Genomic DNA, 26,667 nt, shown 5'->3' with positions numbered 1-26,667 from the left:
GTTGTAGTCGTGGTCTCCGCCAGGTGCGAGTTTCTGGGGCGGCTGTCTCGCGTGGCAGGTTTTCCGCCCGGCGAGGACCAGCGCGATTCAATCGGGTTCCGAAAAAGGGAAAAGCGGTGAAACTCTATTACAGCCCTCTCGCCTGCAGCCTGGCGGACCACATCGCACTGGAAGAAGCGGGTGTTTCCTTCGAGCGCGAAAGCGTGAACCTCAAGACCAAACGAACGGGCTCCGGGGATGATTTCACTACCGTCACGCGCAAGGGCTATGTTCCAGCCCTCGTGCTGGAAAGCGGCGAAACGCTGACGGAAAATATCGCCGTCCTCGACTGGATTGCGTCGCAATACCCGGCACTGGGAGCGGCGGGGCCGTTGGGCCGTACCCGCCTTCTCGAAGCGTTGGCCTACGTCTCAACTGAAATACACCGAAGCTTCAAGCCGATGTGGCACCAAAGCAGCGATGCCGAAAAGGCCAAGGCGAGCGCGACGATTACGAGCCAACTCGAGTTCTTCGCTGACGGGCTCGAGACCGACTATCTGTTCGGCGACAAACCCAGCGTCGCGGATTTTTATCTTTTCGTGATGCTGCTTTGGGCGGCGCGCTTCCACGTCCCTGTTCCCGCGCCTTTGCAAGCGCTCCGCGCCCGAATGGCTGCCCGGCCGGCCGTGCGCATCGCAATGGATCGTGAGGGCCTCGTCTGAAGCCGGGGTGGCTCCGAACATAAGATCAGACGCAACATATCCTCTCGCCCCAACAGAAGATCAGGAGTCATTCTCATGCTGCCGTTCCTGCGGATGCTACATCCAGCCGCTTCCAAGCGCGGGGGTGGCCTACGTCTCGAATTTCTCCGGAGGGAAATCGAGGAAACGCTGGACCTTACCGACATTCAGTCAGAGCTCGCCGCACTGCCCCCTGGCCGAGTGGTTACAATCCTGGATTCGCCGCAGTCACCGTCGAAATAAGCGCAATATTTCCTGTAGGCCGATGTGGCGGCCGGTCTAGTCGTTCCCGCTTGTTGGTCATCATAGAGGCTTCATCATGAATGCGAGTAAGGCTCCCGAGACGGTCGATCATCGCCGCCGGCGCATTGTTGGTGCAACAGCAATGACGCTCGCCGCCACCGAACTCGGCTTGAGCGCGCCGGCAGCCACTTGGATGGTCGAGGCAAGGGCATCTGCAACGCAAGCCACGCAGAAATCATTCGGCTCGCTCAGACGGGTCAATGCCGGAAAACTGAGCGTCGGATATGCGGAGCTGGGGCCGGCCGAAGGTGCCCCTGTGATCCTGCTTCATGGCTGGCCTTATGACATTCACACCTACACCGACGTCGCTCCTTTGCTTGCCGCAAAGGGGTACCGCGTGATCGTGCCCTACCTGCGCGGTTACGGCACTACAAGCTTCCTGTCGGACGAGACGATGCGCAACGGCCAGCAGTCGGCGCTCGCCGCGGATACGATTGCCCTGATGGATGCGCTGGGGATCGAAAAGGCCATGATCGCCGGCTGCGACTGGGGCGCCCGAACGGCCAATGTCGTCGCCGCGCTCTGGCCTGAGCGTTGCAAGGCGATCGTCTCGGTGAGCGGCTATCTCATCGGAAATCAGCAGGTCGGCATGGTGCCGCTGGCACCGGAGACGGAGCTTCAATGGTGGTATCAGTATTACTTCGCCACGGATCGCGGCCGCGCCGGCTACGAGAAATACACGCGCGATTTCGCCAAACTAATCTGGCAACTCGCTTCGCCGCAGTGGAATTTCGACGATGCGATCTTCCAGCGTAGCGCCCCAGCCCTGGACAACCCGGATCACGTCAGCATCGTCATTCACAATTACCGCTGGAGGCTCGGCCTGGCGCAGGGCGAACCGGAATATGACGGTCTGGAAAACCGGCTGGCCGAAGCTCCCGTGATCACAGTGCCGACCATTACCCTTGAGGGTGATGCCAATGGCGCACCCCATCCCGACAGCAGTTCCTACGCCAAGAAATTCTCGGGCAGATACACGCACCGGATCATCACGGGTGGTATCGGCCACAACTTGCCTCAAGAAGCCCCGCAAGCCTTTGCCCAGGCTGTCATCGACGTCGGCGAATACTGAGATCCATTCTGGTTCTCGGCACAGCTTCCTGTCGGCTTAGGCGAGAACAGCTCTCCCGCCGACCCAGACCGACGCGATGTTGGCCCTGGAAGCGGAGTAGACGATCTTCTGAAGGATGCCGTCGCCGTCGTCGAGTTCGTCCCACAGGTGAATTGTGCCTCTGGGCGCGGCGGTGTCGACCAGGATCGCATCGAAATGGTAGCCAGGCGAGAATCGCCCCACAGGCAAGCCGAGTGCCGCGCCGCCGCCTGCCGTCGCCAGGTGGAAGGCCTCGCGAAAGTCGACGCGGGCTGTTCCGGCGGTGCCGCGCGCCTCGGCCGCTAGCGCCGGGTCGGTGCCGGTTTCCAGCATGCGCGACGACATGACCGTCGCGCGCATCGCATCGAACATCGAGGCGCTCGGTCCCCCGGAAATATCGGTGCCGAGCCCGACCTTGACACCCTTCTCGAGGGCCGCCCTCAACGGGAACACGGCGCCTGCGAAATAGGCGTTGGAAACGGCGCAGTGCGCCACGGCCGCCTTGCGCACGCGGATCGTCTCCATGTCGGCAAGCGTGATGAAATTGGCGTGCGCGAGCACGCTGCCGGCGCGCAGCAGGCCAAAGCGATCAAGGCTCGACGTGTCGCTGATCCCGTGGCGCTGCAGCACGTAGCCATGCGCCCAGTCGCTCTCCGAGCAATGCGTCTGCACATGGCAGCCGCATTCCTGTGCGAGCGTGCCGAGCCCTTCGAGGGCGGCGTCGGTACAGGAGGGGATGAAGCGCGGCGTAATGACCGGCTTTACCCGTCCCGCAGCATTGTCCGGATGCCCATGCACGTAGTCGATCAGAGCGCGCGTGCCATCGATGGCTGCGTCCGCCGAGGTATCGCGATAATAGGCCGGGCATTCGTCGGGATTGTCCATCGCCACTTTGCCGACCAGCGCACGTTGTCCGCGTTCGAGGCAGATGTCGACGAGCAGCCTTGTCGCGTCCTGGTGGATGGTTGCGAAGTAGAGCGCTGTGGTCGTGCCGTTGGCGATCAGGTCGTCGACCAGCAGGCCGTAGCTGCGCCGGGCGAAGGCGAGATCGGCGTAGCGCGCCTCCAGGGGAAACGTGTGTTTGTGAAGCCAGGCCTCGAGCGGCACGTCCAGCGCCCGGCCGAGCTGCGGATATTGTGGCGCGTGCACGTGAAGATCGACGAAGCCGGGCAGCAGATAACTCTGCGCCGGCAAGGTCGCCAGCGAACCGGTCCGGCGCGCGGCCTCCAGCGCCTCGTCATAGCCGGCATCATGCGGATGCAGCACCGAGGCGATGATGCCTGATTGATCGACTGCGATCAGGGCATGGCGCAACTCTTCCACGAGCCCGCGCTCCGGCGCGTGAAAGCCGCTGGCCAGAAGCGTCTTGCCGCTCAGGTCGCTCACCTGTCCTCCGCCGAAGAACAGTTACGCACTGCCGTCGCGAAGCGCCAGAGCGCGTTTGCCCGTCCGTCGATGCCGATGACAATAGCGGAAGGGCTGCTCATGCGGCTTGCGCCGTCGTGCCATAGGTGATGCCCTTCTCCTTCAGCCAGCGGCGATAGGCGATCGACGAGCCGTCGGCCCGCGTCGGGATTTCCGCGCGCGGCTCGAGCGGCAAAAGAAGTGGCCGCTGGTTCTCCAGGATGATGCGGTCCTGCAGGAAGATGAGCTGCTGGAACTGCACCAGTTCGGTCGTGGTCGATGCGTCGTCGATCAGGAACATGACGGGGTGTGCGCGGCAGCGGTCCGGATCGAGCGGCTGCACGAACAGGCAGATCACGTCCCACCGGGTAGCCGAGTTGGGGCAGGTCTTGTAGAGCATCACCGCGAAAGGATTGGCGACCCGGTACATGTATTGGGTCATGATGCCGCCGGTCGCCGAGAGTGCTGCCTGCGGCTGGAAGAATTCGCAGTTGGTCGCCCATACCTCATCCACGTCGCGGCGGATTTCGGTTGTATAATGCCGCACTTCCGTGTGCGGCTCGGCGCCCAATATGTCGGTATGGACGAAGGGGAAATGCGCCATGTCGAGGAAATTCTCGACGATGCGGAGGCCGGACGCCTTTACCGCGATTGCTCCGCAAACGACAGGCCGGCGGTCGTCCTCATAGGCCTCCGGGATCGACAGCACATCGCCGGCCGGCATGCCGAGCGTGATCCATAGATAGCCGTAGCGTTCCTTGGCCGGGACTTGGCTGCCGTCACCGGCACGCGACACATTGACCGCGCCTGCCGTATCGCGGGCTACCAACAGATCGATGCCCAGAAGCCGGTTCGGCATCGTGCCGACCGGAATCTCGTTCACCGCTTCAATGCAATACCATTGATCGAGGGCCGCCTGCTCCGCAGCTCGCTTAATGGTCATTGTTGCGTCCTTTCTGTGCTGTCTCACTGCCGATAGATGCGGTCCATCACGGCCCGGTGGTCGGCCATCGCCGCCTCGACATCGAAGGAGGCGAAGTCGCCTCTCGCGATAATCTGCCGGCCGTTGATGTAGGAATAGTCGACCTTGAAAGGTCCGCAAAGCACCAGCGCGGCGAGCGGGTCGCGCTCGGTGCCGGAAAGGCCGAGTTGGCTGCGTTTGACCGCGATGAAGTCGGCGCACATGCCGGGCGCGAGATGGCCGATGTCATTGCGGCCGAGCAGGGCAGCGCCGCCGCGCGTCGCCATTTCGAGGGCCTCGCGCGCGGACAGAGCGGTCGGCGTGCCGCCGAAGCCGCCGCGGCCGCCGGGCTTTTCGGAGAGATAGTGGTGCGGCGCGACACGCTGAAGCATCAGCGCCAGCCGCGCTTCCATGAACAGGTTCGACGTGTCGTTCGAGGCCGAGCCGTCGACGCCAAGGCCGACCTTCACGCCCTTGTCGAGCATCTCGCGGATCTTCGCGATGCCCTGGCCGCAGCGCATGTTGGCCGACGGGCAATGGGCGACCCCGGTGCCGGTTTCGGCGAAGCGGTCGATCTCGTCGCTGGTCATGAAGATCGAGTGGGCGAACCAGACGTCGTCACCGAGCCAGCCGACGGATTCGGCGAACTCGCCCGGCCGCTTGCCATAGATTTCGAGGCAGTACTTCTCCTCGAAAAGCTCTTCGGCAAGGTGCGAATGCAGGTTTACGCCCTTGTGGCTGCGCGCCAGCGATGCCGCATCGCGCATCAGCTCCGGCGTCACCGAGAAGGGCGAGCAAGGAGCCACGATGATGCGACTCATCGAATGCCGCGACGCGTCGTGATAGCTGCCGATCAGCCGCTCGGCATCCTTCAGGATATCCTCTTCCTTTTCGACGCAGCGATCCGGCGGCAGGCCGCCCTGGCTTTCGCCGCGCGACATGGCTCCACGCGCAGCGTGGAAACGCAGACCGATATCGCGGGCCGCATCGATCGTCGCGTCGAGCGTGCAGTTGTTGGGCAAGATGTAGAGGTGATCGGAGCTGGTCGTGCAGCCCGAATGGATGAGCTCGGCCATCGCTACGCGCGCCGAGACGCCTATCGCATCGTCGTCGAGCTCGGCCCAGATCGGATAGAGCGTCTTCAGCCAGACAAGCAGCTCGTCGTCCTGAGCCATCACACGGGTGAGGTTCTGGTACATATGATGATGCGTGTTCACCATGCCCGGCATGACGACATGGCCCGACAGGTCGAGCACCTCGTCGGCGCTGCAGGCACTGAGTTCCGCGGTGGTGCCGACCGCCTCGACGACGTTGCCGCCGATCAACAAGGCGCCGTCGGAAATCTCGCGGCGCGTATCGTCGAAGGTGGCGAGCAGATCGATGTTCTTGACAAGCAGGCGGGGCATGATGGTCTCAACGCATGTCGCGGAAATAGGGTTCGCCGAGAGCAGCCGGCGCGGCCATTACCCGGCGCATGCGCTGCCAGGCAAGCACCGGCACGATGATCAGGGCGATCGTGCCGAGATAGGGCAGCATCGACAGGATCGGCGCCGCTATCGGCCAGTTGCGTGCCTGGCCGACGAAGCCGAGAGAGGTGATGAGACCGAACAGCAGAGCGGCCAGCACGGCGTTGAGGGGCCGGTAGCCTGCGAAGATGACGAGAGAGACGGCAATCCAGCCGCGGCCGGCCACGACGCCTTCCGACCAGGAGGGAACGAAGGCAAGCGTGAGGTAAGCGCCGGCGCCGGCCGCCAGCGCCGAACCCGCGGCGACATACCAGAAGCGGATGCTTTGCACCGAAATGCCGGCGGCGTCGGCTGCCGCGGGGTTTTCGCCCACCGCGCGCATGTTCAGCCCGTGGCGCGTGCGGAACATGATGTAGTGCAGCACAACCGGCAGGACGATGTAGATCAGGTAGACAAGGATGTTCTGTGTGAAGATCGCGCGACCGAGCAGCGGGATGTCGCTAAGATAGGGAATAGCGATCGGCGCGAAAGTCGCCGGCGCCGGCATGCCGGAATAGGCGCGACCGATCGTTGCGGCCATGCCGGTGCCCATCAGCGTCAGCGCCAGGCCGCACAACACCTGGTTCGCCTTGACGACGACGGTTCCAACAGCGAAGACGCAGCCAACGAGGAAACCGACGGCAAGCGCAAGGACGAAGCCGAGCATAGGGTGCGGCGTGGCGACGACGACCGCGATGCCAGTAATTGCACCGAGCGCCATAAGCCCTTCGACGCCGAGATTGACAACGCCGGCGCGCTCGGCGAGCGTCTCGCCCAGCGCCGCCAGCGCCAGCACGCCGCCGGCGAGAATGGAGGTCTGGATCAGTCCGGCGATCATGTCCATGGGTGTTTCCTCAGCTCGCGGCCGGTTCAGTCCGTGTGATGCGGTAGTGAGCGAGTTCGTTGCCGATCGCTGTGAAGAACAGGATCAGTCCGGTGATGGCGAGCACGGCCGAGACGGTGATGCCTTGCGTCTGCAGGATGATGCCCGAATTCAGGATGACGCCCATCAAAGCCGCGCCCGCGAGCACGCCAAGTGAGGAACCGCGCGCCAGCACCGCGACCATGATGCCGAGATAGCCGAAATTGTTGGAGATGCCGCCCTGCAGGCGATGCACTGTGCCAGCTACTTCCAGCATACCGGCGATGCCGGCAATCGCTCCCGACATCAGCAGGACGACGATCAGGCGGCGGCGGAACGGCATGCCCGCATAGAGCGCGGCGCTTGGATTCGACCCGGCGATCCTTACCTCGTAGCCCCAGCGCGTGTAGTTGAGCAGTCCTGCGATGGCAAAGGTGAGCAGGATCGCCAGCGGGAAACCGTAGTGCACGATACCCCAGAATTCGGGCACGTCATGCGGCAGACGCGCAGTGGTCGCGAGCGCGTGGCCGCTCGGGTCGAGCCATGGGCCGGTGGCGACATAATAGACCATCAGCGTCGCCACGAAATTCAGAAGCAGGGTGGTGATGAGTTCGCTGACATCGGCGTAGGCGCGCGCCAGCGTCGGCACCAGTATCCAGAGCAGCCCGCCGAGCGCGCCAGCGATGAACATGACAGGCAGGATCAGCCAGGTCGGGCCGGGAATGAACAGCGCGACCGCCGTGGCGCTGAAGGCGCCGGCATAGAATTGGCCCTCCGCGCCGATGTTCCAGGCGCCGATTCTCAGCGCTACCCAGACCGAGAGGCCGGTCAGGATCAGGGGTGTGACCAGAAGCCCAACATCTTCCAGCCCGAAGCTCGAGCCAAAAGTCGAGCTGAGCACCTCCCAGGCGAGTTTGATGGGAGCATTGCCGCGAGCGGCCAGAACCAGGCCGGCGACCACCAGCGCCAGCACGATCGCCAGAGCACGTGCCGCAAAGGCAACGGAGGGCTGCGCGGATGGAACGCGCTGGAGCTTGATCGCCAAGGTCAGTGCTTCCCGGCAGCGGCCTGGGCGCCGGCGCTGGACCGCATCTGTCCGCCCATCATCAGGCCGATTTCCTCGATGTCGGTGGAGGCAGTCTCCACCGCGCCCATGATCCTGCCATGGAACATCACGGCGATGCGATCCGACAGATTGAACAGCTCTTCCAGCTCCTCGGAAATGAAGAGCACCCCCACTCCGGCATCGCGCAATTCGACGAGATAGTGCATCATCGTGTTGATTGCTCCGACATCGAGGCCGCGGCTCGGATAGGCGGCGATCAGAACCTTGCTTGCGATGCGCATCTCGCGGCGTGCGACGAGGCGCTGCTGGTTGCCGCCGGAAAGGTTGCGCATGGGCATGCCGAAATCGGGCACCGCGACGGATGCCGCTTCGGCGATCGTGCGCGCGAGAGCAGCCGCAAGGCGCGGTCGGAATGCGAGGCCCTTTGAAACAGGCGCCGACGCATATTCGCGGATTATGGCGTTGTCGGTGATTGAAAGCGCCGGCGCCAGGCCGCTGTGCAGCCGGTCTTCGGGAATGTGGCCGACGCCGAACTTCGCGTAGTCGACCGCGCCGGCGGTCGTGACGTCCTTTCCGCCGAGCAGTATCTGGCCGGAGTGGATCGGCCGTAAGCCGGTGACGGCCTGGGTCAGCTCCTTCTGGCCGTTGCCGGCCACGCCGGCGATGCCGAGAATCTCGCCGGCATGGATGTCGAGCGAAACCTCGTCGAGAAGGATGCCGCCCACGTCGTCACGCGCGACGACGGATTTGAGGCTGAGCACCGGCTCGGCGGAGATGCCGGCCGCGCCTGGCTGCCTGGCACGCAGATTGCTGAGCACGATCTCACGGCCAACCATCAGGCGCGCCAGCATCTTCTCGCTGCAGTCCGCAGTCTTTTCGGTGGCCACCTTGCGGCCGCCGCGCAGCACGGTGATGCGGTCGGATATCTCCAGGACCTCGTCGAGCTTGTGGCTGATGAAGACCACCGCATTGCCCCGGGACACGAACTGCTTGAGCGCCTTGAAGAGCTCGCGCGCCTCCGCCGGAGTAAGCACTGCAGTCGGCTCGTCGAGGATCAGAACGCGGGCGTTGCGCGCGAGCACGCGTAGGATTTCCACGCGCTGCTGTTCGCCGGTCGAAAGATCGGCGACGCGCGCGGATGGCCGCACCGCGAGGTTCAGCTTCTCGGCCAGTGCGGCAGTCCGCGCCTCGAGCACCGACGAGCCAATACGCTTGGGCGTTTCGGACCAGCCGAGATGAATATTCTCGGCGACCGTGAAGGCGGTCACCAGCTTGAAATGCTGGTGGACCATGCCAATACCGGCGGAGATCGCATCGACCGGAGACGCGAAGCGTTTGGCATAGCCGTCGACGACGATCTCACCGGCATCCGGCTGATAGATGCCGGTGAGGATGTTCATCAAGGTCGACTTGCCGGCGCCATTCTCGCCGAGCAAGGCGTGGATCTCCCCCGGCATTACGTCCAGGTCGACGTCCTGGTTGGCGACGACGCCGGGGAAATATTTGCTGATGCCCTTGAGCAGCACGAGCGGCGGCGCGCCGGAGCCCGGCTCGTAACGCCCCGGGGAGCTGGACGGCACCTCCACGCCGCCGTAGCGGTGCTCACTCGAAGCATGATGAACTGGAACAAAATCATTCATCCTGCTTAGCTCTTGCCCTCTGCCGCATAGTCTATCCAAAAACTCTGCAATCTTCGGGATCACGCTTGGAGGCCGCTGACGCCTTCGATCGACCAATCCCAGTTGTAGAGTTCCTCGTCGGTCATGCGATGGCCGGCAGCCACCTTGACGTTGCCATTGGTGTCCTTAATCTCGCCCTCGAACGGGCTCCAGCCGCCGAGAATCTTGTCGCGCACGGCATCGGCCTGCTTTGCGACCTCCGGGGGCACCGTCTCGCCCCAGGCATCGCGGTCAATACCACCGCCCATCGGCAGGATGGTCTGCGAGGGCGTCCACTTGCCTTCGAGGCGCAAGCGCACCTGGTCGACATAGAATTTCTTGAAGTCGATGGCGATCGAGGAGACGTAGGCCTTCGGCCCGTAGCGGCGGATGTCGGTATTCCACATGACGGCCTTCGCGCCGCGCTGCTCGGCCACCTGCAGATAGCCGGCTTCGTCCATGATGCCAAACAGAAGGTCGGCGCCGTTGTCGATTAGCGCGGTGCCGGCCTGGGTGGCCGCCTGCGGATCGAACCACGAGTTGATGACGATGGTCTGCATCGTGGCGTTGGGATTGACCGAACGGGCGCCCATCAGGAAGGCGTTGGTGCCGGAAAAGACCGACGGAACCGGGAAGGAGGCGACGTAGCCGAGCTTGCCGCTCTTGCTCATCAGGCCCGCGGCGACACCGGTGACGTAGGTCGGATACCAGTGGGCAAGGTAATAGGTCGAGAGATTTTCGAGCGGGTTGCGGCCATCGCATTCATAGAAGGCGACGTCCGGCGAACGCTTGGCCACGTCGTAGAGGAAGTCGCCATAGTTGGAAGTGGCAAACACCATGTTGGCACCTTCCGAGACAAACTGGCGGAAAGTGCGGGTCGCGTCGGCCGAGTAGGGGATGCTTTCGACGAACAGCGTCTTCAGCTTCGGGAACGCTTCCTGCACGGCCTTCATGCCCTGGTCGTGGCTCCAGGTCCAGCCTTCATCGGTCACCGGACCGGTGTGGCCGAAGGCGATGACAGCGTTTTCCTCGGCGACGGCGGCGAGCGGCGTTTGTGCATGCGCGGGCGTGATAAGGCCGGATTTCGGCAGGAGCAGCGAGGCGCCGGCTGCGGCGCCCATGTTGAGGAAGCCTCGGCGGGAGAGATTGCGCAGGTCGATCATGCGTCGGTCCTTTGTTCCGTGTTGTGTTCAGTTCGGGAGAGACAGTTCGGTATCCATGAGGCGGTCGATTTCTGCGGACCAGTCGGCCAGCCATGCCTGCTTGATGTCGTCGTCGAGCCATGCGGCGGACACGCCGGCCAGCGCGATCTGCTTCAGTGCCGGCGGCCCGAGCGCAAAATTTTCGGCGATCGGCGCGTATTCGCGGTCGAGCGTCGTGCCGAACATGGGCGGATCGTCGGAGTGGATCGTCACGGTAAGCCCGGCCTCGATCATGCGGCGGATCGCATGGTCGGGCGCGGAAAGGTCGCGCCAGACAGTGGTGGCCAGCGTCGTGCTCGGACAGCAGGTGAAGACGATACCCATCTCCCTGCACTGTTCCATCAGCGCCGGGTCGTCGACTACGTGGTAGCCGTGGTCGATCCGTCTTAGGCCGAGGACGTCGACGGTATCGCGGACGTAGCCCGCCGGGCCGTCCTCGCCCGCATGGTTAGTGACATTGAGCCCGGCCGCTCGCGCTCGCTCGACGATGCGCGCGAACATCGGCGGTGGGTTCGGGCGTTCGTCGTAATCGAAGCCGATGCCGATCACCTCAGCCGGACGCTCGGCCAGAACCATGTCCAGGAATCGCTCGCCACCTGCCGCGCCGAGCGGCTTCGCATGCGCCGGTATCAGCTTTGCTATAAGCCCATAGCGCTCCTTCACGCGGTGAAAGCCGTCGAGGATGCCTTCGAGCATAGTCGAATAGGCCACGCCATGAGCCAGATGCGCATGCGGGCTGAAGAACAGTTCGACGTAGCGCGCACCGGCCTTCGCGCAGCGCTCCAGTGCCTCGAAGGTGATGCGAGAGAAATCGTCCGCAGTCCTGATTGAGGCGCAAACCAGATCGTAAACCTTCAGGAAATCCAGCAGGTTGCCGTAGCTGTAGAGCTCCGATGTCAGTTTGCTGCCCGGCAGCGGCACCGCGTTCAGCGCCGCCAGCTCGGCGAATGTCTCTGCGGAGACGGCACCCTCGAGGTGCAAGTGCAACTCGACCTTGGGTATAGCTGAATGAAACTTGACAACGACATCGACGCTCACCCGCCCGGACCGGCAATCCCAAGCCGCACCTGGTTTTCTTGGGCGACGGACGGCTGCCGAGTTGTTCGAAAATCGCGGCTTTTTCCAACTGTCCGATCACCTGCTACGCACCAGATGTCAGGGAAACGGGGCTTGCACAAGCCAAAAAATGATGCCTAACTAGACACATTCGAAAACTGCTTAAAAAATGTGCAGGCCGGGAGAAATATAGGCATGAAGCACCTACTGGAAGCGCAGAACTCTGCGCCTCCGCCTCAAACAACGCGCCTGCGCTTCGTCGGCCAACTGGTGTCGTCGAGCTTTGGCGAGTTCGCCGACAGGCGTGCCGCTCGGCTCAATCTCGATCTGCTGGTGCACGAAGCCGCGGACGATTTTTTTGTCGTCCAGGTTTCGGGCCAGCCTGATCTCATCGATGCCTTCGAGATGGCATGTAGCCTGGGACCAATCGACTGTCTGGTGATGGACTGCGAACGGGCCGAAATTCGGGAATATTCCAGAGAGGAAGACGCAGGATGACGATACAGGCTGGATGGCACCCAGTGGCGCTGTCGGGATCGATCGAGCCGGGCAGTTCGGCCGGGACCCGCCTTGGCGGAAACGAACTGGTGGTGTGGCGCGACAACAGCGGCGCAGCGCATGTGTGGGAGGATCGCTGCCCGCATCGCGGTATGAAGCTGAGCTTCGGTTTTGTCCGCAGCGATCATATTGCCTGTCTTTATCACGGCTGGCAGTACGATGCGGCCGGCCAGTGCCGATACATTCCGGCCCACCCCGATCTCAGGGTGCCGGCGTCCATTACCGTGTCTGCCTACAGCTCGGCCGAAGCGGCTGGCATGGTCTGGACGGCGCTGGACCCGGCAGCAGCATTGCCAGAACTGCCTGCCTTGCCAGAGGAGGTGGTGCCGGTCCGCAGCCTGTATCTCGACAGTCCCGCCGCAATGGTGATCGATGTCGTGAAGGCCATGCCGCCTTCGCCCTCCTCCAGCGGATCCGGGGTGGCCGATCTGAAGGTGCTGAGCGGGATGCTGTTCAGCCTGACGGCCGGCGAAGACACGCTGCTTCTTGGCCTGCAGGAGCTGACCGGCAAACGATCGGCCCTGCACGTCGTGATTGACGGACCGGCAGCCAAGTATGCCGGCAGGGGGCAGGAGCACTTCTTCGCTTGGACGAGCGAGCTGCGTCATCATCTCGAGACCGGGCGTACCGGCGCGACCTCGACGACGCGGGCCGCATGATGGCGGGGATCACGCTCTACAACTACGAGCTGGACGAAAACTGCTACAAGGTGCGGCTGGCGCTTTCCATGCTCGGCCTGGAATGGCAGACCGTTGCAGTCGATGCATTTCCGGGGGCGGAGCAGAAGACGCCGCCATTCCTGGCCATGAACCCGGCGGGCAGCCTGCCCATTCTCCGCGACGACGAGGTAACGATGTTCGGCGCCGAGTCCATCGTCGTCCATCTGGCGCGCAGCCACGATTCAACGGGTGCATGGCTGCCGGCGGATGGTGCGGATTTCGCCAAGGTGATGCAGTGGCTTTTCTTCGCGGCCGGCGATCTTGGCGTTGCAGGCGCCGCGCGCCGCCATGCCATGTTCGGTGCCGCCGGCGACGAGGCTACGCTGCGCGCCGGTGCCGCGCAAGCGCTCCGCGCCATGGACGACCATATGACCGCGCGGGGTTTCGAGAAGAAAGAATGGTTCGCTGCTGACCGCCCGACCATCGCCGACATCGCACTTTTTCCGGCTTTTGCGCTGAGCCGCGATTTCGGCGTCGACCATGACGAGTATCCGGCGCTGCGCCGCTGGGCGCGGCGCTTCCGCGTGCTTCCCGGCTTCATGACCATGCCGGGCATCCCCGACTACCATTGACGCCCAACATTCAACGAGAACGAGGCTGGCAGCAAAATGACCTTTCTCACGCACTTTTCCGTCCAGCCGCTCTCGTCCATGACCCGGCGGCTGGCCGGCGTCGCTTCCGGGCGAGCCGATCCCGATCTGGTCATTGCCGGCGCACGCGTGTTGTCGACCTACTCGGAGCGCGTGCTTCCGGGCCGCGAGATCTGGTTGTGGGGAGGGCGGATCGCCGCTGTGAAGCCGGCCGGCACCTATAAGGGCGGTACCGCCAGGATATATGACGCCAGGGGCGGCATCGTCGCCCCCGGCCTGGTCGATCCGCACATCCACATCGAATCCTCGATGGTGACGGCCTGCGCCTATGCCGAGGCGGCGCTGCTCAACGGCACCACGACCCTCTTCTGCGACAGCCACGAGATCGGCAACGTCATGGACGTTGCTGGCATCGAGGCGATGCTGGAGGACGCACGCCTGGCGCCATTGTCCATTTTCCTGACGGTTCCGAGCACCGTCCCGGCAACTTCGCCGTTGCTGGAAACGGCCGGTGGCGACCTGACAGCCGAGAAGGTGGGCGCATTGTTCGACAAATGGCCGGAAGCCGTGGCGCTCGGCGAGAAGATGGATTTCGTGCCAGTGGCTATGGGCGATGAGCGCAGCCATGCCATCCTCGCTGCGGCGCTGAAACGCGGCCGTCCGGTGTCGGGCCACGTCTATGGACGCGAATTCGTGTCGGCCTATGCCGCGTCCGGCGTCACCGATACGCATGAGGCGATCGACCGCGAGATCGCTGACGACATGCTCGAAGCCGGCATCTGGCTGTTCCTGCGTGGCGGCCCGCCGACGACGCCCTGGCACAGCCTGCCCGCAGCGATCAAAACGATCACGGAACTCGGAGCCTCGCACAAGCGCGTCGCGGTCTGCACCGACGACCGCGATGCTGACGACCTGATGCTCTTCGGCCTGGACTGGGTGACGCGCGAGGCGATGAAGGCCGGCATGACGCCGGAGCAGGCCTGGGCGATGGGCTCGCTGCATGGCGCGACGCGCTTTGGTATGGAAGGCGAAATCGGAGGCCTCGGTGGTGGCCGCCGTGCCGACCTGGTGCTGCTCGACGACGGCTTCGATCCCGTCAGCACGTGGTATGGCGGCGAACTCGTCGTCGATGACGGCAAGATCACGCCACTGCTCGACCAGGCCCTGTCGACCCGCTACCGCTATCCGGACGCGGCCTACCACACAGTGAAGCTGCCGAAGCAGATCAAGCTGACGCCGGACCTGCCAACCGGCAAGGTGGTGGCCCATACCATCCGCACCGAACTGCCGGGGATCACGCTCGGCCACCAGAAGATCACGCTCGATCCGGCCAACGGCTGGCAGAACCATTTCGACCGCCACGGCCTGTGCTTCGTCACTGTGGTCGAGCGCCATGGCAAGTCGGACGGCAACGTCGCCTACGGGCTGCTCAGCAATTTCACGCTGCGACGCGGCGCCGTCGCATCGTCTGTCGGCCACGACAGTCACAACATCATCATCGCCGGCCTCAACGAGGCCGACATGCAGGTGGCGCTGCGGGCCATCGAGGAAACGCAAGGCGGCGTCTGTGTCGTCGTCGACGGCAAAGTGACTGCCATGGTTGAACTGCCGATCGCCGGCCTTTTGTCCGACAAGCGCGTCACCGAGGTCGCGGAGGAGGTGAAGATCCTCAAACGGGAATGGGAGGCGGCCGGCTGCTGCATTCCCTATATGGGCTTCAACCTCATCCCGCTCTCGGTCATCCCCGAAATTCGTATCACCGACAAAGGTCTCGTGCTGGTGCCGGAAATGGAGATCGTCCCCGCCTTTGAGGCCGCCTGAGTGGATCCCTTCCGACTTGGGCTGGTCTCACCGCGCATCCATTATTTCCAAATGGTCGCGCGGCTGGGCTCGGTTCGCCAGACCGCGCAGGCGCTCAACGTGGCGCCATCCTCCATCAGCCGCGTCATCAAGGGCCTGGAGGACGAACTGGGCACGCCGCTCTTCGAGCGTGTGCGCCAGCGACTGAAACTGACCAGCGCAGGCGAGCTTCTGCTCTACCACGCGCGTCAGAGCATCACCGAGTTGGCGCGCGCCTCGTCCGAGATCAACGATCTCAGTGGCCTCAACCGCGGCTCGTTGTCCGTGGCGATCGTGGAGAGCGCGGCGCGCGGGCTGGTGCCGAACGCGCTGAAGGAATTCTGGAAGCGCCACCCGCAGATATCGGTCGATGTGCATGTCGCCGGGTCGCAACGCGCCTGCGATGCGGTTGCCGACGGCGAATGCGATCTGGCGCTTGCTTTCGACGTGCGCGTGCCGCGCAACGTGCGCAAGATCGCGAGCACGCCTCTGCCGCTGGGCGTCGTCGCTCATCCGGACAGCCGCCTTGCCGGCCGCAAGGAAGTGAAGCTGTTCGATCTTGCCGGCGAACAGGTCATCGTCTCGGACAACAGCCTTGCACTGGGGATTTCGATCGACGATGCGATCGGGCGCTCCATGATCGACCTCACGCGACGGTCACGGACCAACTCGATCGGACTGATGACCGAGATGGTGCGCCTCAACCTCGGCGTGGTGCTTCGCACCAAGCTCGGCATCGAACCGGAAGTGGCTGACGGATCGCTCGTTTTCGTGCCGTTGCGCGATTCTCGCATGAATCCGCACCGGCTGATGCTGCTCGCCCGGCTTGAACGCGAAATGTCGGATGCGGCCTCCGCATTCGCGGCGCTGCTGGCCCGCATGGTCGAGGCGTTGCATGATTAGTTGTTGCATTTTGCGCATCGATAATGAGAGTAATTTGCCTCTATCTCGAACAACTGAGCTTTGCGAGACTTCCCGGCCGAAGGGGATGTCATGAAGCAGAGTGCGGTCGACGCGGTCATTCGGGGGCTTAAGCGGGCAGGAGTGAGCATCGTCTGCTACCTGCCCGATTCGCTGTTCAAGGAGCTCTACCCGGCCCTTGATGCCGATCCGGATATCCGCACGATCCGCGTCACCAACGAGGGTGAGGGCGCGGCGATCTGCGGCGGGGTGTTCCTGTCGGGCAAGCGCGCGGCGCTGGTCATGGAAAATTCCGGCTTGCGCGCGTCGGTCGAGCCGCTGGCCCGCATGGGCCTCGGAGCCGGCATCCCGGTCGTCATGCTGATGAGCTATCGCGGCGAGCTCGGAGAGAACAACTGGTGGGCAATTCCGCATGGCATCACCATGGAGCCGGTGCTGAACGCGCTGCGCGTGCCCTACCGGATCGTCACCGAGGAGGCGAAGATCGAGCGCGCCATCGTCGACGCCTATTCCTGGTCCTATGCGTCCTACTACCATTCGGCCGTGGCTCTCGGCGGCGAGGTGGTGCGATGAAACGCTTCGACTGCATGAAGGCTCTTGCCGCGCGGCTGAAGGATGAGCTGGTGATCCTTTCGCTCGGCGGCAGCGTCGACGAGTGGTACAACGCCGCGCCGCATATGCGCGAGGCGAGCCTGTTCCAGCAGCAACTCGGCTGCGTCACGCCGCAGGCCTTCGGGCTCGCCGCCGGGTTGCCGCACCGCCGCGTCGTTTCGCTTGATACGGATGGCGGCCTGCTCTTCAATCTGGGCATCCTGGCCACGCTCGGCAACGAACAACCGAAAAACCTCTTCATCGTGGTCTGGGACAATGAGTGCTACCAGTCGATCGGCGGGCCGCCGACGCATACGGCGCTGGGCCGCGTCGACCTTGCTGCGATCGCGCGCGGCGCCGGTGTCGAGAACGCCCATACAGTGCGCACGGTGGACGAGTTCGACGCGCATTGCGCAAGGGGGCTCGCGATGGAGGCACCCTATATAGTGGTCGCCAAGGTCTCGGGAACGGTCCAGCCCGACATCAAGCGCAAACACAGCGACGGCCGCGAGGACAAGTATATCTTCGTCCGCCACGTCGAGGCGAGCGAAGGCATCGTCATCATGGGCCCGAGCGAGCACAACTGACGAGATCATGGGCATCCTCGGACCTGTCGTCCCCCGACGCGTGTTGAAACGCAGCTACGATTACGTGGTGGTCGGCTCGGGTTCCGGTGGCTGTGCGGTGACGCGGCGACTGGTCGATGCCGGCGCCGACGTCCTCCTGATCGAGGCCGGCCCGACGGGTCTTGGGATCGAAGAGATCGAGGACCCCGGCAAGTGGGTGCCGCTTGGCCGCGGCACCTATGACTGGGGCTATGACTATGCTCCGACACTGAGCATGAACGGGCGTACTATCGGCATCCCGCGCGGGCGCCTGCTTGGCGGCTCAAGCGCCATCAACGCGATGATGTGGTATCGCGGCCATCCGCATGATTACGATGCCTGGGAGGCTGGCGGCGCCAAGGGCTGGAGCTTCGCCGACGTGCTGCCCTATTTCCGGCGCTGCGAGGACTGGCGCGACGGTGCAAGCGAATTTCGCGGAGCGGGCGGTCCGCTCCGTATCGAGCGCCCGGCGGCACTGCACCCGGTCGCGCAGGCGCTGATCGATGGCGCGGCCGAGATCGGCATCCCGGTGATCGACGATCCGAACGGCCCGAGCAACGAGGGGGCGGCGGCCGCGAATTTCAACATCTTCGACGGCAAGCGCTGGAGTTCGGCGACGGGCTATCTCGTGCCGATCCTGGATCACCCGATGCTGACGGTGCTGACCGGATCCGCGGCCATCGGCCTGACGGTCGAAGGCAGCCGATGCGTCGCGATCAAGCACCTCGTCGGCGGCGAAATCCGCGAGACGCGCGCGCAACAGAGCATCGTGCTCGCGGCAGGGGCCATCGACACGCCACGCCTGCTGATGCTGTCGGGCATCGGCGATCCGGTCGAACTGCAGCGGCTTGGTATTGCGGTCATTTGCGCCCTGCCGGGTGTCGGCCGGAATCTTCAGGACCATCCGCTGGCGCAGGCCTGCGTCTTCCGCGCGAAACGACCGATCGGACCGATAGTGGGCAATGGCGGTGGCTCGATGGTCAACTGGAAGTCACGGCCGGACCTGTCGCAGCCCGACCTGCATGCCTTCCCCGTCCAGGGCAACAGCGCCGAACCGGCGATCCGCGCGCGCTACGATACATCCGGCGATGTCTTTTCCTTCGGTGCGGGCCTGATGCGCTCGAAGAGCGTCGGGCACTTGAAGCTGCTCGACGGCACGCCCGGCGGGCGGCTCGAAATCCAACCGAACTTTCTGGCGGAACCGGAAGACCTCGACGCCATGGTCACTGCGGTCGAGATGGTGATGGAGATGGCGGCTGCAAAGGCGAACGCCGGTCTCTTCCGCAACTTTGCCGCACCTGACCGCCGACTGACCCGCACCGAGACCATCGCCTTCATCCGCGAGGCGTGCTCGACGTTCTTCCACACCTGCGGAACCGCCAAGATGGGCGAGGACGCGATGGCCGTCGTAGACAGCCGTCTCGCCGTGCACGGGCTGGACGGCCTGCATGTCGCCGATGCCTCGGTGATCCCGACGATCCCGACCTGCAACACCCACGCGCCCGCCACGATGATCGGCGAGCGCGCCGCCGATTTCCTGCTCGCGGCGGCAGCTTGAGGATGCCATGACCGACGGAACGCACACAGGGTACCCGCGATGACCCCAAGCCTCATCCTTGCTGCCGACACGCTGCTCACCATGGATGAAGATAACCACGTGCTGCCTGACGGCGCCGTGCTGGTCGAGGATGGTCGTATCGCCGCGGTCAGCGCACTCGCAGCATTGCGCGCTGCGTATCCGGCCGTGGCCGTGAAGAAGCTCGACAATGCGGTGCTTCTGCCCGGGCTGGTCAACGCGCATGCGCATTCCGGCTTTCTGCGCGGCACGGCGGAGCACCTGCCGGTCTGGGACTGGCTGACGCTCCATATCAATCCAATGCATCGCGTGCTGCAGCCGCACGAGGCCGAGGCGGCATCGTGGCTCTGCTACGCGGAATCCGTGCTCGGCGGCACGACCACCGTCGTCGACATGTGGCGGTTCATGGAAGGAAGCGCCAGGGCGGCCGAGGCGATCGGCAACCGCCTGGTCGCCGTGCCTTACGTCGGCGAGCATCCCGACTACAACTACTTCGACACGCTCGACATGAACGAGGCGATGATCGAGGGCTGGCATCGCAAGGCGGGCGGCCGCATCAATGTGTGGGTCGGGCTGGAGCATCTGTTTTATGCCGACGAAGCCGGCCAACGCCGGGCTATCGAACTCGCAAGGAAACACGACACCGGCTTCCACACCCATTGCAGCGAGGCCGAGATCGAGATCGCGGAATTTGAGCGGCGCTACGGCAAACGCCCGATGTTCGCGCTGGACGACCTTGGCTTCTTCGAAACGCCGCGCGCCATGATCGCCCACGCCGTCTGGCTCGATCGAGAAGAGATCGAGCTTATTTCCAAGCGCCGCGTTTCGGTGGCCCACAATCCTGTTTCCAACATGAAGCTGGCAAGCGGCATCGCGTTGGTGGCCGAGATGCTGAAGGCCGGCGTGCCTGTCGGGATCGGCACCGACGGCGAGAAGGAGAACAACAATTTCGACATGTTCGAAGAGATGAAGGTGACTTCGCTGCTGGGCAAGCTGAAGGACCTCGACGCCGCCGCCATGGATAGCTGGCAGGTGCTGCGGATGGCCACCATTCTCGGCGCCAGAGCGATCGGCCTCGACCACGAGATCGGCTCGATCGAAGTCGGCAAGCGCGCCGACATCATCGCGGTCCGCACCGATACGCCGCGCATGACGCCCGTCTTCCGCGACGGACCTTATTTCAACTTCCATCACAATCTTGTCCACGCTGTGCGCGGCAGCGACGTGTCTTTGACTATGGTCGATGGCGAAATCCTGGCCGAGGACGGCGCGTTGCGCACCGGCGACCTGCGCGAGATCATCGCCGAAATCCATCGCGTCGCGCCTGGTCTGTTCGCCCGGCGCGCCGCTTTCCTTGCCGAGAATTCCGGCGGCAGCCTGCAATGGACCCAATAGGGCGGGCCTCGGTGATGAAGACGACGGACAGGGCGGCACTGGACGATTGGTACGCGGTGGAGACGGTCGCCGATCTAGATGGCGCGCCGAGCCGCACGCGGCTGCTCGGCCAGGACATCGAACTGGTCCGTGACATCACGGGTGCAATCACGGTTCGGGAGATACTGGACGACGGCAACCGCGGCCCCGCGCTGCCCGTCCGGCAGCGCTACGGCTGCGTCTGGACGACGCTGGGCCGGCCCGGGAAGGAAATCTTCGAGATCGCCGAGGCATCGGAGCCCGACCGCCGATACGTGCCCTGCGGCTGGGTGACGATGCGGGCTTCGGGTTTGCGCGTCGTAGAGAATTTCCTCGACATGGCGCATTTCCCCTTCGTGCATACCGACATTCTCGGTTCGGAGCCGCACACGGAAGTGCCGGCCTATCTGAGCGAGATACGTCGCGAGGTGGACGAGGTCTGGGCGACCAACTGCACGTTCTTCCAGCCGCGCATTGCCGCAACGGAAAGCTCCGGCGCGTTTGTGCATCTGACCTATCGTGTGCCGAGCCCATTCGTTGTGATGCTCTACCGTGTATGCCCCGGAGCGCCCGGTCGGCTCGATGCGATCGCGCTGTTCATCCAGCCCATCGAGGAAGACCTCTGCCGCGCCCAGCCGGTCATGTATCTTGTCGACTCCGCTTCGACGCAGACGGCGTTGCTCAACTTCGAACAGGTCATCTTCCTGCAAGACCGGATCATCGTGGAGAACCAGCGGCCGCTGCGCCTTCCGCTCGAGCCGCGGATGGAAATCCCGACACGCGCCGACGGTTCCTCCATTGCCTATCGCCGCTGGCTGAAGGAAAAAGGCATTCGTTTCGGCACGACCGCGGTAGCCACATGACCGGGCCGGATCTCCAGGTGCTTCGCCCGGCCTCCGTTGCCGAGGCGCTGTCGTTGGCAGGGGAGTGCGCATCGCAACTGGTCGCCGGAGGCACGGCGCTGCAACTCTGCTGGGCCAAGGGCCTGCCAAAGCCGCGGTGCCTCATCGACATCGGCCGTATCGCCGGCCTGAAGGGCATCCAACCGGCCGCCGATGGGTTTCGCATCGGCGCACTGACGACCCTGGGTGCCTTGGAGCGTGACCGGGCAATAGGCGAGAATTTGCCTCTGCTCGCCGCCGCCGTCCGCGCCACGGCGGGACCTGCCGTCCGCAATCTCGGAACTCTGGGCGGCAACGTCGCCGGGCGCATGGGTTGCCTTCTGCCGGCCCTGCTCGCGACCGACGCGCAGCTGGAGATCGTCTCACCGGCCGGGCACGCCGTCGTGTCGCTCGCGCAATGGCTGGCCGCGGCGCCGTCCGCGGGCCTCATCAAGGCGGTGATTGTTCGACCGCAACCAACTGCCGCTCGCTGGACCCATCGCAAAGTCGGCCTGCGCGCCGCCTTTACCCGAAGCGTGGCCGGTATCGCCGGGCTGATCGAAACGGCGCATGATCGCATCATCGTCGCGCGGCTCGCGGCCAGCGGCGGCGGGCAAGCGGCCCGTCTCGACCGCGCTGAAGCGCTGCTTGTCGGCCGGCACCTGCGGGAGATCGATTGGGCCGAGCTGCACGCCGCAATTCTCGAAGAGGCGCCGGCGATCGATGATGCATGGCGGTCCGACCGCTATCGGCGCAGTGTCGTGGCGAATGCGCTGGTCTTCGGGCTCGGCGGAAAGTTGTCCCAAGGAGCACATTCGCCGCGCCGGCGGACCGTACCGTCCGGAGACCCACCTGCCGAAATTCTCGTGTCCCGATCGGAGACCGGTGCACGCTGGTACCAGCGGCCGGACGGTGCGCCGAAAATCGCAGGCAGGCTCGAATACCTGACCGACCATCGCGAGCCCGGCATGCTGGTCGGGCGCATTCGGCGTGCCGGCGTTCCCCATGCAAGGATCGTTTCCATCGATACGAGCGCGGCCGAGGCGCTGCCCGGCGTCGCGGCGGTTGTAACGCACCGCGACATCGCCGGCAGCAATGCCTACGGCATTGTCGTGCAGGATCAGCCTGCACTGTGCTTCGACAAGGTGCGCTATATCGGCGACGCTGTTGCTGCCGTTGCCGCTGTTGACACGAAGACGGCCGAACGCGCGCTTGCTCTCATCAGGGTCGAATACGAGCCGCTGCCAATTGTGAGCGATCCCCAACAGGCACTCGCCGCTGGAGCCGAGCCGGTCCACGTCTCAGGCAATCTGCAGTGCAGCTTCGAGTTCATACGTGGCGATGCCGCCGCGGCTTTTGCCAAGGCGGCTCATATCGTCGAGGCTGTCTACGAAACGCCGAGCCAGATGCACGGCTTTATGGAGACGGAGGGCGGCTACGCTTTCGTAGGTACGGATGGCACCCTGAACGTCTTTGCCGGTGGGCAGCATGGCCGCCGCGACCGCATGCAGCTCTCGCGCATCCTCGGCATGCCGCAAGAGCAGATACGGGTGGTCACCAGCCCGACTGGCGGCGCTTTCGGCGGCAAGGACGAGCTGACCGTGCAGCCGGCCCTGGCCCTGCTGGCACCAAAGACCGGACGCGCCGTGCGGCTGCATCTCGGCCGGGCGGATTCCGTCATCGCGGGTACCAAGCGCAATGCGATGCGCATCCATATGCGCACCGCCTGCGACGCCGAGGGTCGGCTGCTCGCCCAGCAGGTGGATGTGATCGCGGATGCCGGCGCGTATGCGTCGCTCGGCCCGGGCGTTCTTGAGACAGCGCTCGAACACGCCTGCGGGCCATATGTCGTTGCCAACATCCTCAGCTCGGGCCGGCTCGCCTACACCAATAACGGCGTCTGCGGCGCGTTTCGTGGCTTCGGTGCCAACCAGATGGCCTTTGCGGTAGAGTGCCAGCTGGATCGGCTGGCCGAAGCCGCCGGCATCGAGATTATCGAGATACGGCGCCGCAATTTGCGCGAGCCTGGCACGCGAGGCCATCTCGGCCAGCAGGTCGCGCCGTCCGAACGTCTGGCCGAGATGCTGCAAGCCGCCGCTGCTGACCCGATCTGGGCCAAGGCGCGCGGCCCGTCGTTCGACGGCTATGAGACGATCGGCGTCGGCATGGCGATGAACTATCAAGGCAACGGACTCGGCACGCTGCCGCCGGACCCGGCCGGAGGCGCGTTGCGCCTGGCTCCGGATGGCATGATCGAAGCTCTCTACGGCCTGGACGAGATGGGACAGGGCCTGCTCACCTCGGTGAAGCCGCGGTCGCCGGAGCGCTCGGCTGCGGCCGCGACGATGTCCGGCCGGTCACCGGCGATACGGCGGCGACGCCCGAATCCGGTTCCTCTACCGCCTCGCGCGGCACTCACGTGGCCTGGCGGGTCGCGGCAGTCGCCGCACCACCTTTTACGCGCGACCTGCTGGCCGCAGCGGGCCAGCTGCTTTGCCGCGAAGCCGGGACGCTGGCGCTGGCGCCCGGCGGCATCGTCGAGCGACATTCCAACAGCGGCTCACGGCTCATGAGTTTCGCCGAGCTTGCCAAGGCGTTGCCTCCGGACCGGCTGCCAGCTGCTGCCGTCAGCTTTGAGTTTCCGAAATCGGACTATCTGGAAGGCAATGCACGTCTGATCTTCGCCTTCGGCGCGACACTGGCGCGCGTTGCCGTGAGCCGCATCACTGGGCAGGTACGCGTGCTCGAGCTCCATCAGCACACCGCGGCCGGACCGATGCTCGATGCTGCCGCCTATCTTGGCCAGATCGAAGGCGGCGGCGTCCAGGGGCTGGGCTTCACCCTCACTGAGGACGCGGCGATGCGGGATGGCCGGTATCTTGCCGGCAACCTCGATTTCTACATGCTGCCAGGCATTGCCGACACGCCGGAAAGCCTCGCGACCTTCGCGTTGGAGGATCTGGACGAGAACGACCCGTTCGGTCCGCGCGGAGTTGGTGAGCTTGGCATTGGCGCCGTGACGCCAGCCATCGTCAACGCGATTGCGGATGCCACAGGAGCTTGGCCCGAGCGCATCCCGGTCGATCCTGAATGGGTACTCGACGCCCTGCAGAGGAGTGCAGCGTGAGTGCCGAGATCGAGATTACCTTTAACCTCAACGGCTGCCGCCGGGCGCTGGCCATGCCTGCCGAGTTACGCCTGATCGACCTGCTACGCGACCATTTCGGCATGACTGCCGCCAAGATGGCTTGCGGCATCGGCCGCTGCGGCGCTTGTTCCGTGCTGATGGATGATCGCGCGGTCAATGGCTGTCTGGTCATGTCGTGGCAGCTCGACGGGGCCACCATCATCACCCCGGAAGGTTTCGACGATCTTCCCGAAGCCATTGTCCTGCGCGAGGCTCTGGCGACCGAAAACGCCTTCCAGTGCGGCTACTGCGCACCCGGCATCACTGTTGCGCTGACCGCCCTGCTGCTGGAGAATCCGGCTCCTGATGAATCTCAGCTCCGCGCTGCGCTCGAAGGCAATATCTGCCGCTGTACCGGCTATCATTCCATCATCCGCGGTGCTCTCGCCGCGGTCGAGGCGCTCGCTTGCGGGATACGGACATGACGATCATCATCCGAAATGATGAAGCCAGACATGCAGGCGTCAAGGCGTTCCTGGCCAAACCCAGAATGCGGCACCTGATCGGCGGCGGCTGGTGCGACGCCAGCGATGGCGCAATCTTGCCCGCGACCGATCCTGCGAATGGCGACACGCTCGCGCTGCTGGCGCAAGGCACAGCCGGTGACGCCGGGCGCGCCGTTGCTGCGGCGCGTGCTGCTTTCGAAGGCGAGAGCTGGCGCGACATGACACCGTCGGCACGCGGCAAGCTGCTATGGCGCATCGCCGACCTGATTGAGCGCCATGCCGATGAGCTTGCAGAGCTCGAGACGCTTGACCAGGGAAAGTCGTTGAAGACCTCGCGCTTCGCCGAGATTCCCGCCTCGGCCGAGCAGTTCCGCTATTTTGCCGGTTTTGCCACGAAAATCCTCGGCACGACCATCCCCACCTCCATCAGCTACCAACCGGCGGGCAGCAAGATTTTCGCCTATACGGTGCGCGAGCCGATCGGTGTCGTGGCAGCCATAACGCCATGGAATTCGCCGCTGCTCATGGCCTCGATGAAGCTCGCCCCGGCGCTTGCCGCCGGCTGTACGATCGTGCTCAAGCCGGCTGAGGAAACGTCGCTCACCGCGCTCAGACTCGGCGAACTGATGATCGAAGCCGGCTTGCCGGACGGCGTCGTCAATATCGTGACCGGTCTCGGTGAAACTGTGGGCGCAGCATTGGCTGCAGATTCCGATGTCGATAAGGTCGCCTTCACCGGCTCGACGGAAGTCGGAAAGATGATCGTCTCCGCAGCGCGCGGCAATCTGAAGAAGCTGACGCTCGAACTGGGCGGCAAGTCGCCGGCCATCATCATGCCCGATGCGGACATGGGGCTCGCAATCCCCGGAGTGGCCCGGGGGATCTTCGCCAATGCCGGCCAGGTCTGCGTCGCCGGCTCGCGTGTCTATGCGCATCGCTCGATCTACGACCGTCTGGTGGAGGGTCTGGCGGAAGAGGCGCGAAAGCTGCGTCTCGGACACGGGCTTGACCCGAACACCGACCTTGGTCCGCTGGTCAACGGAACCCAGGCTGCGCGCGTCGCCTCCTATGTCGGCGATGGTGCTTCCAGCGGCGCCGAGATCATCACCGGTGGCCGGCGCTTCGACAACTTCTTCGAGCCGACCGTGGTCACCGGCGTCCGCCCGGACATGCGCATGATGCGCGAGGAAATCTTCGGCCCGGTGGTTGCCGTGACACCGTTCGACGATGTCGCGGAGGCGGTAAGCCATGCGAACGACTCGCCCTACGGCCTCGCCGCAAGCGTCTGGACCCGCGACCTTTCCACTGCGCATCGCCTTGCCGCACGTGTCCGGTCGGGCACCGTCTGGATCAATTGCCATTCCTACTTCTCGCCGGAATTGCCGAAGGGCGGCCACAAGCAATCCGGTTGGGGCTATGAGAACGGCGCACCGGGCCTGGAGAACTATCTCGAGACGAAAACGGTCTGCGCGGTGATTTAGCCGCGCCTTTTTTCGCGATGTTCGCGGACCGGCG

General features: G+C 64.4%; 22 protein-coding genes and 2 pseudogenes. 16 read left to right on the top strand and 8 right to left on the bottom strand.

Annotated features, from left to right (window positions below):
* The first annotated feature begins 116 nt into the window (after positions 1-116).
* Both NKI19_RS17210 and NKI19_RS17205 read left to right on the top strand, forming a co-directional pair.
* Positions 117-701 carry a glutathione binding-like protein gene (locus NKI19_RS17210; RefSeq protein ID WP_352489682.1) on the top strand — a complete coding sequence of 195 codons (585 nt, stop codon included), beginning with the start codon at positions 117-119 and terminating at the stop codon, positions 699-701.
* A gap of 337 nt (positions 702-1,038) precedes the next feature.
* Complete coding sequence (locus tag NKI19_RS17205) at positions 1,039-2,094, top strand: alpha/beta fold hydrolase (protein WP_352489683.1); 1,056 nt, start codon at positions 1,039-1,041, stop codon at positions 2,092-2,094.
* Between the two features lie 36 nt (positions 2,095-2,130).
* Here the strand turns inward: NKI19_RS17205 and guaD are convergent, their stop codons facing one another.
* The 8 genes from guaD to add form a co-directional block, all read right to left on the bottom strand.
* Positions 2,131-3,498: a guanine deaminase gene (gene guaD, locus NKI19_RS17200; RefSeq protein WP_352565719.1), complete on the bottom strand. Its 1,368-nt coding sequence runs from the start codon at positions 3,496-3,498 to the stop codon at positions 2,131-2,133.
* Between the two features lie 97 nt (positions 3,499-3,595).
* Positions 3,596-4,459, bottom strand: a complete 864-nt coding sequence (locus NKI19_RS17195; RefSeq protein ID WP_352489685.1) for an aromatic ring-hydroxylating dioxygenase subunit alpha — start codon at positions 4,457-4,459, stop codon at positions 3,596-3,598.
* 23 nt (positions 4,460-4,482) lie between these two features.
* Positions 4,483-5,883 (bottom strand): 8-oxoguanine deaminase, encoded by a 1,401-nt coding sequence (locus NKI19_RS17190; RefSeq protein WP_352565717.1) that lies wholly within the window; start codon positions 5,881-5,883, stop codon positions 4,483-4,485.
* A gap of 7 nt (positions 5,884-5,890) precedes the next feature.
* A complete protein-coding gene (locus NKI19_RS17185) occupies positions 5,891-6,826 on the bottom strand; it encodes an ABC transporter permease (RefSeq protein ID WP_352489687.1) in 936 nt (311 codons plus the stop codon).
* 10 nt (positions 6,827-6,836) lie between these two features.
* On the bottom strand, positions 6,837-7,889 hold the full coding sequence (locus tag NKI19_RS17180; RefSeq protein ID WP_352489688.1) for an ABC transporter permease: 1,053 nt from the start codon (positions 7,887-7,889) through the stop codon (positions 6,837-6,839).
* Between the two features lie 2 nt (positions 7,890-7,891).
* Positions 7,892-9,550, bottom strand: coding sequence for an ABC transporter ATP-binding protein (locus NKI19_RS17175; protein WP_352489689.1), 1,659 nt, complete (start codon positions 9,548-9,550; stop codon positions 7,892-7,894).
* A 59-nt stretch (positions 9,551-9,609) separates the two neighbouring features.
* Complete coding sequence (locus tag NKI19_RS17170) at positions 9,610-10,731, bottom strand: BMP family ABC transporter substrate-binding protein (protein WP_352489690.1); 1,122 nt, start codon at positions 10,729-10,731, stop codon at positions 9,610-9,612.
* 27 nt (positions 10,732-10,758) lie between these two features.
* Complete coding sequence (gene add, locus NKI19_RS17165) at positions 10,759-11,808, bottom strand: adenosine deaminase (protein ID WP_352565716.1); 1,050 nt, start codon at positions 11,806-11,808, stop codon at positions 10,759-10,761.
* 213 nt (positions 11,809-12,021) lie between these two features.
* Here add and NKI19_RS17160 point away from each other — a divergent pair, with 213 nt between their 5' ends.
* The 14 genes and pseudogenes from NKI19_RS17160 to NKI19_RS17095 all read left to right on the top strand — a co-directional run bounded on the left by NKI19_RS17160 (position 12,022) and on the right by NKI19_RS17095 (position 26,633).
* Positions 12,022-12,324 carry a hypothetical protein gene (locus tag NKI19_RS17160; protein ID WP_352565714.1) on the top strand — a complete coding sequence of 101 codons (303 nt, stop codon included), beginning with the start codon at positions 12,022-12,024 and terminating at the stop codon, positions 12,322-12,324.
* Positions 12,321-13,043, top strand: coding sequence for a Rieske 2Fe-2S domain-containing protein (locus NKI19_RS17155; RefSeq protein ID WP_352489693.1), 723 nt, complete (start codon positions 12,321-12,323; stop codon positions 13,041-13,043). The genes NKI19_RS17160 and NKI19_RS17155 overlap by 4 nt, the downstream gene beginning before the upstream one ends.
* Entirely contained in the window at positions 13,040-13,675 is a 636-nt protein-coding gene (locus NKI19_RS17150) for a glutathione S-transferase family protein (protein ID WP_352489694.1), read from the top strand. Before NKI19_RS17155 ends, NKI19_RS17150 begins: the two co-directional genes overlap by 4 nt.
* Positions 13,676-13,711: 36 nt before the next feature.
* On the top strand, positions 13,712-15,514 hold the full coding sequence (locus tag NKI19_RS17145; RefSeq protein ID WP_352565712.1) for an adenine deaminase: 1,803 nt from the start codon (positions 13,712-13,714) through the stop codon (positions 15,512-15,514).
* Positions 15,515-16,435, top strand: coding sequence for a LysR family transcriptional regulator (locus NKI19_RS17140; RefSeq protein WP_352489696.1), 921 nt, complete (start codon positions 15,515-15,517; stop codon positions 16,433-16,435).
* A 90-nt stretch (positions 16,436-16,525) separates the two neighbouring features.
* On the top strand, positions 16,526-17,026 hold the full coding sequence (locus NKI19_RS17135) for a thiamine pyrophosphate-binding protein (protein ID WP_023674235.1): 501 nt from the start codon (positions 16,526-16,528) through the stop codon (positions 17,024-17,026).
* Positions 17,023-17,631 (top strand): thiamine pyrophosphate-dependent enzyme, encoded by a 609-nt coding sequence (locus NKI19_RS17130; RefSeq protein ID WP_352565710.1) that lies wholly within the window; start codon positions 17,023-17,025, stop codon positions 17,629-17,631. The genes NKI19_RS17135 and NKI19_RS17130 overlap by 4 nt, the downstream gene beginning before the upstream one ends.
* 7 nt (positions 17,632-17,638) lie before the next feature.
* Positions 17,639-19,207: a GMC family oxidoreductase gene (locus NKI19_RS17125; protein WP_352489698.1), complete on the top strand. Its 1,569-nt coding sequence runs from the start codon at positions 17,639-17,641 to the stop codon at positions 19,205-19,207.
* 39 nt (positions 19,208-19,246) lie between these two features.
* Entirely contained in the window at positions 19,247-20,620 is a 1,374-nt protein-coding gene (locus NKI19_RS17120; protein ID WP_352489699.1) for an amidohydrolase family protein, read from the top strand.
* A gap of 14 nt (positions 20,621-20,634) precedes the next feature.
* Positions 20,635-21,501 (top strand): aromatic ring-hydroxylating dioxygenase subunit alpha, encoded by an 867-nt coding sequence (locus tag NKI19_RS17115; protein ID WP_352489761.1) that lies wholly within the window; start codon positions 20,635-20,637, stop codon positions 21,499-21,501.
* Positions 21,498-23,477, top strand: a pseudogene (locus NKI19_RS17110) (molybdopterin cofactor-binding domain-containing protein); the annotation flags it as partial. The gene NKI19_RS17115 and the pseudogene NKI19_RS17110, both read left to right, overlap by 4 nt.
* Before the next feature lie 410 nt (positions 23,478-23,887).
* Positions 23,888-24,646, top strand: a pseudogene (locus NKI19_RS17105) (molybdopterin cofactor-binding domain-containing protein); the annotation flags it as partial.
* Positions 24,643-25,131 carry a (2Fe-2S)-binding protein gene (locus NKI19_RS17100; protein ID WP_352489700.1) on the top strand — a complete coding sequence of 163 codons (489 nt, stop codon included), beginning with the start codon at positions 24,643-24,645 and terminating at the stop codon, positions 25,129-25,131. The pseudogene NKI19_RS17105 and the gene NKI19_RS17100, both read left to right, overlap by 4 nt.
* The gene (locus NKI19_RS17095) at positions 25,128-26,633 is read left to right on the top strand and encodes an aldehyde dehydrogenase family protein (protein WP_352489701.1); all 1,506 of its coding nucleotides are present in this window, start codon (positions 25,128-25,130) and stop codon (positions 26,631-26,633) included. Before NKI19_RS17100 ends, NKI19_RS17095 begins: the two co-directional genes overlap by 4 nt.
* Positions 26,634-26,667: the final 34 nt, after the last annotated feature.

The sequence above is a fragment of the Mesorhizobium sp. M0751 genome (genome assembly GCF_040320265.1).
Classification (GTDB): Bacteria; Pseudomonadota; Alphaproteobacteria; order Rhizobiales; family Rhizobiaceae; genus Mesorhizobium.
The sequence above is the reverse complement of the archived record's forward strand: the minus strand, read 5'-3'. Positions and strand labels throughout refer to the sequence as shown.

Coding starts and splice junctions, on each gene's coding strand:
- NKI19_RS17130 (WP_352565710.1), top strand. CDS start 17,023: ATGAAACGCTTCGACTGCATGAAGGCTCTTGCCGCGCGGCTGAAGGAT.
- NKI19_RS17135 (WP_023674235.1), top strand. CDS start 16,526: ATGAAGCAGAGTGCGGTCGACGCGGTCATTCGGGGGCTTAAGCGGGCA.
- NKI19_RS17125 (WP_352489698.1), top strand. CDS start 17,639: ATGGGCATCCTCGGACCTGTCGTCCCCCGACGCGTGTTGAAACGCAGC.
- NKI19_RS17185 (WP_352489687.1), bottom strand. CDS start 6,826: ATGGACATGATCGCCGGACTGATCCAGACCTCCATTCTCGCCGGCGGC.
- NKI19_RS17120 (WP_352489699.1), top strand. CDS start 19,247: ATGACCCCAAGCCTCATCCTTGCTGCCGACACGCTGCTCACCATGGAT.
- NKI19_RS17170 (WP_352489690.1), bottom strand. CDS start 10,731: ATGATCGACCTGCGCAATCTCTCCCGCCGAGGCTTCCTCAACATGGGC.
- NKI19_RS17150 (WP_352489694.1), top strand. CDS start 13,040: ATGATGGCGGGGATCACGCTCTACAACTACGAGCTGGACGAAAACTGC.
- NKI19_RS17190 (WP_352565717.1), bottom strand. CDS start 5,883: ATGCCCCGCCTGCTTGTCAAGAACATCGATCTGCTCGCCACCTTCGAC.
- NKI19_RS17160 (WP_352565714.1), top strand. CDS start 12,022: ATGAAGCACCTACTGGAAGCGCAGAACTCTGCGCCTCCGCCTCAAACA.
- NKI19_RS17175 (WP_352489689.1), bottom strand. CDS start 9,550: ATGAATGATTTTGTTCCAGTTCATCATGCTTCGAGTGAGCACCGCTAC.
- NKI19_RS17205 (WP_352489683.1), top strand. CDS start 1,039: ATGAATGCGAGTAAGGCTCCCGAGACGGTCGATCATCGCCGCCGGCGC.
- NKI19_RS17095 (WP_352489701.1), top strand. CDS start 25,128: ATGACGATCATCATCCGAAATGATGAAGCCAGACATGCAGGCGTCAAG.
- NKI19_RS17145 (WP_352565712.1), top strand. CDS start 13,712: ATGACCTTTCTCACGCACTTTTCCGTCCAGCCGCTCTCGTCCATGACC.
- NKI19_RS17115 (WP_352489761.1), top strand. CDS start 20,635: ATGAAGACGACGGACAGGGCGGCACTGGACGATTGGTACGCGGTGGAG.
- NKI19_RS17195 (WP_352489685.1), bottom strand. CDS start 4,459: ATGACCATTAAGCGAGCTGCGGAGCAGGCGGCCCTCGATCAATGGTAT.
- NKI19_RS17155 (WP_352489693.1), top strand. CDS start 12,321: ATGACGATACAGGCTGGATGGCACCCAGTGGCGCTGTCGGGATCGATC.